Genomic DNA, 14005 nt, shown 5'->3' on the forward strand with positions numbered 1-14005 from the left:
TGCTCAAGCGCCCCTTGCAGATTTCTGCCAGCTTAAATACCGGCAGTCTCTTTGATATAACGCCGTGCCTTCACCGCATACTCAAACGGATTGGCCAACGCCGGATCCTGTTCGGCCTCCACCACCATCCAGCCTTTATAACCGCGCTCGTCCAGTAGTTTAAATACCGGCAGGAAGTCGATTACCCCGTCACCCGGTACGGTGAAGGTGCCTTTCTTCACACCGTCGAGGAAGCTCAGTTTGTTGGCCTTCACCTCGGCTACCACCTCGTCGCGCACGTCTTTCAAATGTACATGGTTAATGCGCGGCAGGTATTTTTCCAGGATCGCCATCATCGCCTGTTGGCTGCCTTCGGAGTAGTAAGCGTGGCCGGTATCAAACAGCAGGTAGACGTCGTCGTTCACCATACTCATGTAGCGGTCGATCTCGGCGGTAGTCTGAATACCGGTGCCCATATGGTGGTGCAGACAGACCTGCATCCCCTTACCCGCAGCCATTTTAGCCAGCTCATTGTAACCTTCGGCCACCCGCTGCCACTCTTCATCAGTGAAATACGGCTTCTCTTCGAACACCCCTTTGGTGGTGCCCTGAATACTCTTGCTCTGCTCTGAGCAGCCAATGACTTTGGCCCCCATCGCATGCAGGAAATTCATATGGTTAATAAACTCATCGATGGTTTTTTCTTTCAGGCCATCGGCGAAGAAGGTGCTAAACCAGGCGTTGCAGATCTGAATGCCGCGGATATCCAGCATCGGCTTCAGCACAGCCGGATCGCGCGGGTACTTGCTGCCCACTTCGCTGCCGGTGAACCCGGCCAGCGCCATTTCACTGACGCACTGTTGGAAAGTGTTCTCTTTGCCCAAGTCGGGCATGTCGTCATTGGTCCAGCCAATTGGGGCGATGGCCAGTTTTACGTTGTCTTTATTCATTGTCAGCCTCAACAGTCAAATCGGCCTGGCGGTCATTTTCACCCGCGTAGCCGAGAAATTTATTTACCCAACAGCTCTTTTTCGATGCGCTCGCGGGTCGCTACCGCCTGGGTTTTCATTCTTTCCGGATAACCAAACAGCGAGGTGCAGATAATCGACTCACCGCCGACCTTAAAGCTGCGGTTGGCAAACTCCATATCACGCAGAGTCTGGAACAGGGTATCGAAGTCCACTTCCCCTTCGCCGATGCCCATATGCTGGTGTACAGCGGCATCGACACCCGGTGGATTGACGATATAGCGGCAGTGTTTGGTATGGTTCATGGTGTCGGCGATCAACACATGCGAAAGATCGTCACCGGCATATTTCAGCATGCCGGCCACGTCACCCTGGCCTTTGTCGTAGTAGAAGGTGTGCGGCACGCTGTAGAGGTACTTAACGTGATCGCTGCGTAGCGATTTAACGATATCGGCGGTTTCATTGCTCAACTCGCAGAAGTCCCAAGGGTGAGACTGGATCTCCATGCGAATACCTTCGCGCTCGATAATCGGCAACAGCTCTTCCATGGAGCGATACCACAGCTCTTCACAGATCTCCGGCTCATTAGGATTGCCTGCCAGTTCGGTGTTAATCACCTGCACGCCCATTTCCACCGCGATTTCTATCATCCGACGCCAGTTTTTTACCGCCGCCTGGCGACGATCTTCCCCCGGGCCGGACCAGCGATACACCACGATAAATGAGGAAATCTCTACGCCGGTGGCCTTCAGCGCGTTTTTGTATTCCGCCATCACTTCACGCCCGGCTTTCGGGTGCTTGTAGAACGGATTGATCTGCGGATGCGGCGACTGCTCAATATATTGATAGCCCCAGTCAGCCACCTGCTGAACCATTTTTGTGATGCCCAGGTCCCTGATGACATCAACATCAAAAGCGATCTTCATGGTGATTCCTCTTTAAACGTGAGTACCGCATTCAGCACACTACTTGTTGTAGAACGCCGGGCGCGGCGGCAGAGTCACAGGTACGATCTCGCCGCTGAGCTGCGCAGCCACGCAGGCATCGGCCGTCACGGCTGCAGCATAGCCATCCCAGGCGGAAGGCCCGGTCAACTTGCCGGCCAGCACGTCGTTGATAAAACCTTGCAGCTCAACGTCGTAAGCATCGATAAAGCGGTCTTTCCAGTCGGTCAGAATTTCGGTAGAAAGTTTGGCTCCGCTGCGCATCTGCACTGAGGACGGCTCCGGCAGTTTGGCAATGCCGGTTTCACCCACCACTTCACACTGAATGTCATAGCCGTACTGGCAGTTAACGAAGATTTCGACGTCGATGCGCGTACCTTTAGCGGTTTCAAACAGCACAATCTGCGGATCTTTCAGGTGCGGGAATGCTTTGGTACTTTTGCGCGGGAACACCACCTGAACCGACACATAGTCGTCATCCAGCAGCCAGCGCAGCACGTCGATCTCGTGGATCAGGGTGTCGGTGATCGCCATATCCGTGGTGTAAGCCTCACCCACGGTGGGGTTGCGGTGCGCGCAGTGCAGCATCAGCGGTTCGCCGATTTGCCCGCTGGTCAGCACCTGCTTGAGTGCACGGTAGCCCTGATCGTAAGGGCGCATAAAGCCTACCTGCACCAGGCGTTTGCCGTGTTTGGCTTCTGCCTCAACGATGTTTTTACAGCCCTGCGCAGTGACCGCCAACGGCTTCTCGCAGAATACCGGCTTGCCAGCGGCAATCGCTGCCAACACGAACTCTTCATGGCTCGGGCCCCAGGAGGTCACCAGCACCGCCTGAACGTCCGCGGCCTTGACCAGATCGTGGCCGTTGTCATACACCTTGGCGTCCAGCTTCAGGTCGCTCACCACCTTGGCGGCGTTATCACGGTTGATATCGTTGACCGCCACGATGCGGCTGCCCTGCAACACTTTGCTGCAGCGACGAATGTGATCCCGACCAATTGCGCCGGTGCCAATAACCCCAATGTTCAATGTCATTTTCGTTATCCTCTTCAAATAGTTGCGGCAGACGCAAGGTCTGGGTCATCAAGCAATGTGTTAATCAGTAGTCGCGGGCCTTGTCGATGTTCTCTTGCAGCTTGCGGGCCACGGCGACAATTTTTTCGCTGTCGGCCACCTGGGCACCGCCCACGCGCCACCAGCTGAGATATTTGTGCACCATGGTTTTTGGCAGCACTTTGATGTCCAGCAGGGTAGAAACGCTTTGCAGGCGAGCATCGGCCAGCGCCTCGATCAGCTGTTGTTCGGTGGTCACGCTATAGGTTTTGCAGCCGTAAGCCGCCGCCAGCATGGCGAAGTTGACCGGAACCAGTTTGCCGTCGAGTTTGCCGCCCTGCGGGTTGCGGAAGCGGAATTCGGTGGTGTAGCTGTCCATGCCGTGTTCCATCTGCAGGTTGTTAATGCAGCCGTTGGTCATGTTGTCGAACAGCACCACGTTGATTTTGCAGCCTTCCTGAATTGAGGTGACCAGCTCGGAGTGCAGCATCATAAAGGCACCGTCGCCGACCATCGCGTACACTTCACGCTGCGGCTCGGCCAGCTTGACCCCCAGCGCGGCGTTGACCTCGTAACCCATGCAGGAATAACCGTATTCCACGTGGTAGCCGTGCTCGCCATGGTTCTGCCACACGCGCTGTAAATCCCCTGGCAGGCTACCGGCGGCGGCGACGATCACGCTGTCCTGCGGCAGATGCTGGTTTAGCACCCCCAGCACCCGGCTTTGGGTGAGCAGTGAATCGGTCTTTTCGATAAATTCGGCAAACACGCTGTCGCGATCGAGGTGGTCGTCAATTTCCGGTACAAAACCTTCGCCGGTGTATTCCACCGCATAAACTCGAGCGGTTTCCTGCTGTTGCGCGCTACGCGCTTCGGCAATGGCGTTGCCCCAACCGGCGCGGTAGTCGGCCTGAGCCAATAATGCTCCCAGGGCAGACAGTGCCTCGCGGGCATCGGCCAGCACCTGCAGGCCGTCGAGCTTACCGGCATCGAAGGCGCTGACGTTGACGTTGAGAAAATCGACATCGGGATTCTGGAACAGCCATTTGGACGAAGTAGTGAAGTCGGTATAACGGGTGCCGACGCCTATAACCAGATCGGCCTGTCGGGCCAGGGTATTGGCCGCCAGACAGCCGGTTTCACCAATGCCGCCCAGGTTAAACGGGTGGTTGGATGGGACTGTGCCCTTGCCTGCCTGGGTTTCCACAAACGGGATCTGGAAGCGTTCGGCAAACTCGCGCAGCGCCTGACCGGCCTGTGAATATTTCACCCCGCCGCCGCACACCAGCAGCGGTTGACGCTTGGTGGTCAGCAGCGCCAGCGCATCGGCCAACATGCCTTCAGTCGCCGGGCGGCGATCCAGCCGGTGCACACGTTTTTGGAAGAAGTAGTCAGGGTAGTCATAGGCTTCACCCTGCACGTCCTGCGGCAGACTCAGCGTCACCGCGCCGGTTTCCGCCGGGTCGGTCAGCACACGCATCGCGTTGATACAGGCGCTCATTAACTGTTCCGGCCGCACAATGCGATCCCAGTATTTGCTCACCGCGCGGAAAGCGTCGTTGGTGCTGATGCTGAGGTCGTAGGTTTGCTCAATCTGCTGCAATACCGGATCTGGCTGACGAGAAGCATAAACATCGCCCGGCAGCAGTAATAAAGGAATGCGGTTGGCGGTGGCCGTCGCGGCGGCGGTGATCATATTGGCGGCGCCGGGACCGACAGAAGAGGTGCAGGCGTAAATCTGTTGACGCAGCTTCTGCTTGGCAAAACCGGTCGCTGCGTGGGCCATGCCCTGCTCATTACGCCCCTGATGCACGATCAGATCACCGCTATCCTGTTCCAGCGCCTGCCCAAGACCAAGAACATTGCCGTGGCCGAAAATCGCAAAGATGCCTTTGACGAATTTGGTTTCCACGCCGTCGACTACCAGATACTGGTTATCAAGGAACCTGACGAGTGCTTGTGCCATGGTTAACCGGATCTTGCCCATTTGCTCACCCTTTTAGATTAGTCGCGCCCGCTCCGGCAAAAAACCGGCATGCCGAGCCTGGAATCTCTGTGGTCCCCGTCGCCTTCAAGCGCACTGCGCTACTTAAGCCGACAACCTGAAACGTGAAGCGATTATAAACAAATATATTTTCCATAAAATCACATTACAGAAGAAACATTTCATTTTGCGATAAAGATCGCATATTGATGAAAACAGCGTTTCATCCATGCCTTTAGAATTCACTGACTTAGCGCCTCCTGTTCCCACCGACCTCTCAGTCCACCAGCCGTTGGCGGTACCCTAACCCTTGGCAGCATCGGCTTGCGACGCACGCTATACCCTTGCCGTTGACCGGTGTTTTCGCGTCAGGCAGGACGCGGTTTTTAGTGCTTTCATCTGGCGCATTCGCGCCGTTTTAAATGCATCACATTTTTGGGGTGTAAATTTCATTCAATCTTGAAATTGAAATTTTTATTCCTCATACTCCAAAAATGCTTCGTAGTCGGGGTTTGGCTTAATACAGAAGGAAACGGGTATGGCTACACAAGAAAAACAGCTTGATGTCATTTGTCTCGGGCGTATTGCCGTCGATTTCTATGCACAACAGATCGGCGCACGCCTGGAAGATGCCAGCACATTCTCCAAATATCTCGGTGGCTCTTCCGGCAACGTGGCTTATGGCACCGCCATTCAGGGCCTGAAGTCCGGCATGCTGGCCCGCGTCGGCGACGAGCATATGGGCCGTTTCCTGCGTGAAGAACTGCAACGCGTCGGTGCCGACACCCAGAGCCTGATCACCGACCCTCAGCGGCTGACCGGTCTGGTGATACTCGGTATCAAGGATCAGGAAACCTTCCCGCTGATTTTCTACCGTGAGAACTGTGCCGATATGGCGCTGACGCCGGACGATATCGATGAGTCCTACATCGCGTCATCGCGCGCGCTGGCTATAACCGGTACTCACCTGTCACACCCCAACACCCGCGCCGCGGTATTAAAAGCGCTGGAATACGCCCGCCGCCACGGCCTGCGCACCGCGCTGGATATCGACTACCGACCGGTGCTGTGGGGCCTGACGTCGCTGGGCGACGGTGAGACCCGCTTTGTCGAGTCAGAGAAAGTGACCCGCGAACTGCAGGAAGTGCTGCATCACTTTGATCTGATCGTCGGCACCGAAGAAGAGTTTCATATTGCCGGTGGCAGCACCGACACCCTGACCGCGCTGAAAAACGTCCGTAAAGCGACCCAGGCTACGCTGGTCTGTAAGCGCGGCGCACAGGGCTGTTCGGTATTCGAAGGCGAGATCGCCGCCGACTGGCAGCAGGTAAAACTGCATTCCGGCGTACGGGTTGAAGTGCTGAACGTGCTGGGCGCAGGTGATGCCTTTATGTCCGGCCTGCTGCGTGGCTATCTGAACGATGAAGGTTGGGATCAGGCCTGCCGCTATGCCAATGCCTGCGGCGCATTGGTGGTTTCGCGCCATGGTTGCGCCCCGGCGATGCCCAGCAAGCAGGAGCTGGATGACTATCTGCAACGCGAACAGGAAGTGAAACGTCCTGACCGCGATGAACGGCTTAACCATCTGCACCGGGTCACCACCCGCAAACAGCAATGGCCGGAACTCTGCGTGTTTGCCTTCGATCACCGCAAACAGCTGGCGGATATGGCGCGAGAAGCCAAGGTTAGTGAAGAACGCATTCCCAAACTGAAAACGCTGCTGCTGACGGCGGCACAACAGGCCGCCGAGGTCGCCGGGCTGCAGGGTAACAGCGGCATTCTGGCCGATACCACCTATGGCCAGGCGGCGCTGAACCAGATCACCGGGCAGGGTTGGTGGATAGGCCGACCGGTCGAACTGCCCGGCTCGCGTCCGCTGCGGTTGGAGCACGGCAATATTGGATCGCAGCTGATCGACTGGCCGCAGGAACACGTCGTGAAATGTCTGGTGTTTTACCATCCACATGACGCCGTCGAACTGCGCCGCGAACAGGATGAACTGATTGGCGATGTGTATCGCGGCTGCTGCAAATCCGGCCATGAACTGTTGCTGGAAGTGATCCTGCCGGAAAGCAACGCCGACAAGGATGAAAGCCACTATCTGGAGATGCTGAAGCACTTTTATCAATTGGGTATTAAACCGGACTGGTGGAAATTGCCGCCGTTGAGTGCTGAAAACTGGCAGCAGGTCGGTGCGTTGATTGACGCTAACGATCCACAGTGTCGCGGGGTGCTGATTCTGGGGCTGGATTCGCCGGAAGAAACGCTGAAGGCGGGTTTTGCCGCGGCGGCGGATGCACGCTGGGTAAAAGGTTTCGCCGTCGGTCGCACCATCTTTGGCCAACCTTCACGCCGCTGGCTGCAGGGTGAGCTGGATGACGCCACGTTAATCGAACAGGTGAAACAAAAATACCTGACGCTGATTGGTTTCTGGCGTCAATATCGCCCAACCCCTCACCAGCATTAATTGCTGACCCCTCCCCTTAAACGGATTTTCGCCGCTTTAAGGGGATTTTTTTGCCTTTTTTCTGTGAAGTAACGCAACTTGCAATCGAATAAATCGCTTTTTGTTGAAATGAAATTTCCAATCCATCTGTTAGAATAACCTGTCAATAACTCAGGCGTCAGGCCGATACGCCTTAGCCCCCACTGCGAGCCGAATGGATGAACAACCCAACTCAACTTTCGCTGTTACAGGACGAGATACGCCACCGCTATGAAACGCTGAGCAAGCGTTTAAAACAGGTGGCGCGTTACATTTTGGATAACAGTAACAGCATTGCTTTCGATACCGTCGCCTCCATCGCCGCACAGGCCAGCGTCCCCCCCTCTACCCTGATCCGCTTCGCCAACGCCTTTGGCTTTAGCGGTTTCAACGAAATGAAACAGGTTTTTCGTCAGCACCTGATGGAAGAAACGGTCAACTACACCGAGCGGGCGCGCCTGTTCCGGCAGACCTCGACCGACGGTAACGTGGCACCGGAAAAGCCGGCGGAAATCCTCAACGTTTTCACCATGGTCAACTCCCAGGCACTGCAACAATTGGCGATGCAAACCAGCTCCGAGCAGTTGGACCGGGCGGTTGAGCTGCTGAATAACGCCGAGAATATCTACGTGATTGGTCTGCGCCGCTCTTTCAGCGTCGCGTCCTACCTCACCTATGCGTTGCGCCATCTGGAACGCCGGGCGTTCCTGATCGACGGACTGGGTGGCATGTTTACCGAACAGCTGAGCATGGTGAAACCGAATGACGTGGTGATTGCCATCAGCTATTCGCCGTATGCGCAGGAAGCACTGGAGCTGGTTGAATTGGGTGCCAAGCGTGGCGCGCAGCAGATCGCCATTACCGACAGCCAGGTCAGCCCGCTGGCGGCCTTCAGCGACGTGTGCTTTGTGGTGCGTGAAGCGCAGGTGGATGGTTTCCGTTCCCAGGTCGCTTCAATGTGTCTGGCGCAAACCCTGGCGGTATCGCTGGCGCTGAATAACGCCAAAGAAGGGTAACGAAGAATTACCCTTTCCCTTGGGAAAGGGTAGGCATAGTGGCGTGAAATCCCCTCACCCCGGCCCTCTCCCCCTGGAGAGGGTGACGCTCATCTTGGCAACGTCGTAAATAGGCAATTATTTAGCTGCAGGATAGCCGTCGGTGTTAATCCAGGCGTGGTCTTTTTCCCAGGTAAATTTCCAGAGCCGTACCGGCCCGGCCATCACGTTGAGATAGTAGTTGTCGTAACCGGCCATCGTCGCCACCGGATGGTAGCCACGCGGCACCTTGACCACGTCACGGTTATACACCGGCATGCACTCGTCCAGTGAGCGATCGTCGGTATACACCCGCTGCATGCAAAAACCCTGCTCCGGCTGGATCCGGTGATAATAAGTCTCTTCCAGATAGGTTTCATCCGGCGAGTCTTCCTGGTCGTGTTTGTGGCTGGGATACGAACTGGTATTGCCCTCATCCGTATACACCTCTACCACCAGCAGGCTGTCGGCAGGTTCGCTGTCCGGCAAAATATTATGCACCAGACGCTGGTTACGCCCTTTGCCACGACGTTCGACGCCCACCTCTGCCGGGGTGATCAGGCGCGACGGCAGGTGCCCATGACCTGGGGCACTGCAGACCGCCAACTCCAAAGCGCTTTCCGCCCGCACTTCAATCTTGTCGTGATGCGGCACGTATACCGCATAAGGCGGTGTGCGCTCAAACGGGCTCATGCGTTTGCCGATGCTCGGGTATTCCGCACGCAGGGTGGCAACGGAAGCAATACCGGCAACCAGCACCAGGCACAGCTCTTTGTCGCCGCTTTCCAACCGCAACGATTGACCGGCCTCAAGGCGATAAACATCAAACCCGACAAAGCGCCAGCCGGCGTTCTCTGGGGTGACATGCTGGATGCGGCCCTGGGCATCCGGCTGCTGACATTTGGCGAGCAATGCAGACATGATTATTCTCCCATTTCAGTATCAAAATACCCAAAATAATTGGCGTTGCATCATCGTAGGGGCGCTGCATGCTGCGCCCGCGATAATCGGGGCGAATTTATTCGCCCCCTACAGGATGACTGGGCCGAATGCACGCAGCCAACACAGATGCAGCTTCAAGTATGAAGGGTATAGGGGCCTTAGCCCAGCGTCGGCATACTGTATTCAGACACCGTTTGCTGCCCGGTTGGCCAGCGGGCGGTGGCGGTTTTCATGCGGGTATAGAAACGTACCCCATCGGTGCCATGCACGTTCAGCGCACCGAACACCGAACGTTTCCAGCCGCCGAAGCTGTGAAATGCCATAGGAACCGGCACCGGCACGTTAACCCCCACCATACCGGCCTGCACTTCCTGCACAAACTGACGCGCGTAGTGGCCGTTGCTGGTAAAGATGGCGCTGCCGTTGCCAAACTCATGGCTGTTCACCGTGTCGATGGCGGTCTGGTAGTCCGGCACGCGGACAATACCCAACACCGGCCCGAAAATCTCTTCTCGATAGATACGCATATTTGGTTTGACGTGGTCAAACAGGGTGCCGCCGACATAGTAGCCGTCCGGATAACCCGCCACCTGATAATTGCGGCCATCGGCCACCAGGGTTGCGCCTTCTTCCACGCCAAGATCGATATAACCCAATACTTTTTTCTGGTGTGCCGAGGAGACCAACGGCCCCATTTCGTTCTCTTCGCCGCCCTGCTGAATGCCTGGGCCAACACGCAGTTGAGCGATCAGCGGTTTCAGTCTGGCGATCAGTTTATCGGCCGTGTCGTCACCGACCACCACCGCCACCGGCAGCGCCATACAGCGTTCGCCGGCAGAGCCGAAAGCACCGCCCATCAGGGCGTTTACCGTCGCGTCCAGATCGGCATCCGGCATGATAATCGCCTGATTTTTCGCCGCGCCGAAGGCCTGCACCCGCTTGCCGTGGGCGCTGGCAGTGGTATAGATGTGTTCCGCCACGGCGGACGAGCCGACAAAACTCACCGCCTGGATATGCGGGTCGGTGCACAGCTGCGCGGCATCTTCGTTAGCGCAGTGCACCACGTTGAATACGCCATCCGGCAGGCCGGCTTCTTTCAGTAATTCCGCCATCCGCACCGAAGCCGAAGGCACCAGCGCCGGTGGCTTAAGCACGAAGGTATTACCGCAGGCCAACGCGATAGGGAACATCCACATCGGCACCATCGCCGGGAAGTTGAACGGGGTGATGCCTGCAACCACGCCCAGCGGTTGCATCAGCGAGAAGCTGTCAACGCCGCTGCCGACGTCCGCCGAATACTCGCCCTTGATCAAATGCGGAATACCGCAGGCAAACTCGACCACTTCAATGCCGCGGGTCAATTCACCCAGCGCATCGGAGTAAACCTTGCCGTGCTCACTGACAATCAGCGCCGCCAGCTCGTCGCGATGCTGTTCCAGCAGCGCCTTAAAATTGAACATGATGCGCGCCCGGCGCAGCGGCGTGGTACGCGACCAGTCGGCAAAGGCCTGGTGAGCCACATCAATGGCCTGCTTCACCTCGGCGGCAGTGCTCTGCGTAACGCGGCGTTCAACCTGCCCGGTAGCCGGGTTATGTACGTCGACGGTTTGATTGCTGCTGCTCAGGCACACCTGCCCGCCAATAAAGTTACCCACGGTTTTCATGTCTCACCCTCTTTTAAGTCCGCTGTCGCCTGACTGCCTGCGGCACTGCCGCAAGCGGTGGCGTTTTCATCACACCGCCTGCCGGAAACGGCCCACAAGCAGGCTAAATCCTGACCGGATGAAGCAAACTCTATTTCATTGAAAAAAAAGTTTCAAATAAATTATTTTAGAAAATTTGTTTTTAGTGCGGAAGGTCGCAATTTTGCCATGCCCTTGTGCAAGGCCATTACATGCCGGAAAAAACTCGCCATACCACTTATCCGTCGGGCAGCGGGAATTAACCCTGACTTTTATACAGAAATAGGCGACCCACCGGACAATATAGCGAAACCTGACGCCATAGGATCGCCCGGCAACGCTGGGTGGCCGTTTGCGGTTTTTTTTGAACTGGATCTAAAAATCAATATTTCATTATTCACTAATTATGAAATAAATGTTCTTGTTTAGAGAAGATTCATTCAAGTATCACCGCCTTGATGACAGGCACGGTTCACACCCTTCCGCCTCCCTCTTCCCAACAACCTACTGCGCGGGTGGAAGCCAGGAAAAAAATCGGAGCAACACATGTCACATCAGCGTAAGCACAACACCGGGTACATATTGCGAATTTGCGGTATTGCAGCACTCGGCGGCATTCTGTTCGGTTATGACACCGCCGTGATCTCCGGCGCGATCGATGCCCTAAAAACCTATTTTGACCTCAGTCCGGTTGAAACCGGCTGGGCTGTCTCTAACGTGGTGATCGGCTGTGTGGTCGGTGCCTTTGGTGCCGGGCCGTTGGCTGCGCGTTACGGCCGTAAAAAGGCCCTGATGCTGGCGGCGGTGCTGTTCACTATTTCAGCTGTGGGCGCCGCGCTGGCCACCACCTTCACCTGGTTTGTGATTTACCGCATTATTGGTGGTTTGGCCGTGGGTATTGCCGCCACCGTCTCACCGATGTATATGTCGGAAGTCTCACCTAAAGACATGCGTGGTCGAGCGCTCAGCATGCAGCAGTTCGCCATTGTGTTCGGCCAAATTGTGATTTTCTACGTTAACTTCAAAATCGCCAGCATCGCCAGCGAAGCCTGGCTGGTGGAAATGGGCTGGCGCTGGATGATAGGCTCGGAAGTGATCCCGTGCATGCTGTTCCTGATGCTGGTGTTTATCATTCCGGAATCGCCACGCTGGAGCGTCATGGTCGGCCGTGACAGCCAGGCTCTGGCGATGTTGACCAAAGTCTCCAACGCTGCCCATGCGCAAAGCGTACTGCAGGAAATCAAAGACTCATTGCAGCAGGACCAACAGAAAAGCCAGCAGAAGCTGAGCTTCGGCGACGTACGGGTGCGCTTCATTCTGTTTGTCGGCTGTATGATCGCCATGCTGCAACAGGTCACCGGCGTCAACGTAATGATGTACTACGCGCCAATGGTGCTGAAAACCGTTACCGAAAATGCCCAGGAGGCACTGTTCCAGACCATTTGGATCGGCGTGCTGCAGTTGGTCGGCTCGGTAATCGGTGCCATGCTGATGGATCGCATGGGCCGCATTCCGCTGATGCGTTACGGCACCCTTGGCGCCATCGCCGGGTTGCTGATCACCTCTTATGCGCTCTACACCCAGGCCACCGGCTACCTTGCCCTGTTCGGCATGCTGTTCTTTATGGTGTTTTACGCCCTGTCCTGGGGAGTGGGTGCCTGGGTTCTGGTGTCAGAAATCTTTCCAAATCGCATGCGATCGCAGGGCATGAGCATCGCCGTCGGCTGCATGTGGTTGGCCAACTTTGTCGTTTCGCAGAGTTTCCCGATGATCAACGACAACCCTTATTTATTCTCCAGCTTCCATGGTGCCTTCCCGATGTGGGTCTTTGCCGCCTGCTGCCTGTTTAGCTACTGGTTCATCGGCCGTTATATTCCGGAAACCAAAGGCGTCTCGCTGGAAAAAATGGAAGACGTCGTGATGGCCAAACGCTATCGCCAAGCGCCACCCGAAACACAACGAACGCCGCTGTAAGTCGGCAACTCTCAGGTTTTATCAAACTATTCAGGAGTAATGCATCATGACCATTGCGCCAGACCGTTTTTGTATCAACCGCAAGATCGCACCCAATCTCGATTTGGAGCCGTTTTTCAGCCTGGTAAAAAAGTGCGGACTCAGCAAAGTTGAGCTGCGCAACGATATGCCGAGCGGCAAGGTGACAGATAACCTAAGCAACGATCAATTAAATGCCCTGGCGGCCAAATACGGCATCGAAATCGTCACCATTAACGCCCTCGGCAAGTTTAACCTGCCAGGCGATCAGGCCGGTTTGCTGGAAAACGCCGAGGCGCTGTTGGTGCAGGCTCAGGCGATCCATAGCCAGGCGCTGGTGCTGTGTCCACATTGCAGCGCGGACGATCGGCGCAGTGAGGAGCAGAAAAAAACCGATACGCTGGCAGCGCTGAAGCTGTTGGCACCGCTGTTTAAACAATACGGCGTGCAGGGCTACGTCGAGCCGTTGGGGTTCGGTATCAGTTCACTGCGCTCATCGCTGCTGACGCAATCCCTGATTCGCGACTCCGGCGCGCCGTACAAGATCGTGCTGGATACCTTCCACCACTATTTAAGTGATGTGGCGCAATCTGAGTTTGATGAGCAGATTCAAATTGAGGGTATCGGTCTGGTACACCTGTCCGGTGTGGAAGATGCACGGAGCAAAAGTGCGCTTAGCGACGAAGAACGCATTATGTTGAGTCATCAGGATCGGCTGGAGAGCAAAAAGCAGGTGCAGAATCTGGAGCACCTGGGCTACACCGGGATTTATGCCTTCGAGCCGTTCTCTTCGCAGTTGGATAGCTGGACAGAGGCGGATATCGAACGTGAAATCCGCCAGAGTATCGCTTTGCTGCAAGGGTAATAGCCGCAGCGTAGGGGGCGAGCATGCTCGCCCCGATTTAACCGGGCGCAGCATGCAGCGCCCCTACTCTTATTTTT

At 56.1% G+C, this 14005-nt stretch carries 10 protein-coding genes; 4 read left to right on the forward strand and 6 right to left on the reverse strand.

Going from position 1 to position 14005, the window contains the following annotated elements; translation table 11 throughout:
- Positions 1-32 precede the first annotated feature (32 nt).
- The 4 genes from iolE to iolD all read right to left on the reverse strand — a co-directional run bounded on the left by iolE (position 33) and on the right by iolD (position 4931).
- Positions 33-929, reverse strand: coding sequence for a myo-inosose-2 dehydratase (gene iolE, locus OCH02_RS18695; protein ID WP_261432476.1), 897 nt, complete (start codon positions 927-929; stop codon positions 33-35).
- 59 nt (positions 930-988) lie between these two features.
- Positions 989-1873, reverse strand: a complete 885-nt coding sequence (locus tag OCH02_RS18700) for a sugar phosphate isomerase/epimerase family protein (RefSeq protein WP_012147332.1) — start codon at positions 1871-1873, stop codon at positions 989-991.
- 39 nt (positions 1874-1912) lie between these two features.
- The gene (locus tag OCH02_RS18705; protein ID WP_115183591.1) at positions 1913-2926 is read right to left on the reverse strand and encodes a Gfo/Idh/MocA family protein; all 1014 of its coding nucleotides are present in this window, start codon (positions 2924-2926) and stop codon (positions 1913-1915) included.
- 64 nt (positions 2927-2990) lie between these two features.
- On the reverse strand, positions 2991-4931 hold the full coding sequence (gene iolD, locus OCH02_RS18710) for a 3D-(3,5/4)-trihydroxycyclohexane-1,2-dione acylhydrolase (decyclizing) (RefSeq protein WP_261432477.1): 1941 nt from the start codon (positions 4929-4931) through the stop codon (positions 2991-2993).
- A gap of 535 nt (positions 4932-5466) precedes the next feature.
- Here iolD and iolC point away from each other — a divergent pair.
- Positions 5467-7395, forward strand: a complete 1929-nt coding sequence (iolC, locus tag OCH02_RS18715; protein ID WP_261432478.1) for a bifunctional 5-dehydro-2-deoxygluconokinase/5-dehydro-2-deoxyphosphogluconate aldolase — start codon at positions 5467-5469, stop codon at positions 7393-7395.
- A 197-nt stretch (positions 7396-7592) separates the two neighbouring features.
- A complete protein-coding gene (locus tag OCH02_RS18720) occupies positions 7593-8429 on the forward strand; it encodes a MurR/RpiR family transcriptional regulator (RefSeq protein WP_261432479.1) in 837 nt (278 codons plus the stop codon).
- A 117-nt stretch (positions 8430-8546) separates the two neighbouring features.
- On the opposite strand, the gene iolB is transcribed toward OCH02_RS18720, so the two are convergent.
- Positions 8547-9368 carry a 5-deoxy-glucuronate isomerase gene (gene iolB / locus OCH02_RS18725; protein WP_261432480.1) on the reverse strand — a complete coding sequence of 274 codons (822 nt, stop codon included), beginning with the start codon at positions 9366-9368 and terminating at the stop codon, positions 8547-8549.
- Positions 9369-9547: 179 nt separating this feature from the next.
- Positions 9548-11053 carry a CoA-acylating methylmalonate-semialdehyde dehydrogenase gene (locus tag OCH02_RS18730; RefSeq protein ID WP_112364234.1) on the reverse strand — a complete coding sequence of 502 codons (1506 nt, stop codon included), beginning with the start codon at positions 11051-11053 and terminating at the stop codon, positions 9548-9550.
- A 564-nt stretch (positions 11054-11617) separates the two neighbouring features.
- On the opposite strand from OCH02_RS18730, the gene OCH02_RS18735 reads away from it, so the two are divergent.
- Both OCH02_RS18735 and OCH02_RS18740 read left to right on the forward strand, forming a co-directional pair.
- Positions 11618-13045, forward strand: a complete 1428-nt coding sequence (locus tag OCH02_RS18735; RefSeq protein ID WP_261432481.1) for a sugar porter family MFS transporter — start codon at positions 11618-11620, stop codon at positions 13043-13045.
- Positions 13046-13091: 46 nt separating this feature from the next.
- Entirely contained in the window at positions 13092-13928 is an 837-nt protein-coding gene (locus OCH02_RS18740) for a TIM barrel protein (protein WP_261432482.1), read from the forward strand.
- The last annotated feature ends 77 nt before the right edge of the window (positions 13929-14005 follow it).

Origin of the sequence: Serratia quinivorans, from assembly GCF_946227985.1 — a bacterium.
GTDB classification, from domain to species: domain Bacteria; phylum Pseudomonadota; class Gammaproteobacteria; order Enterobacterales; family Enterobacteriaceae; genus Serratia; species Serratia quinivorans_A.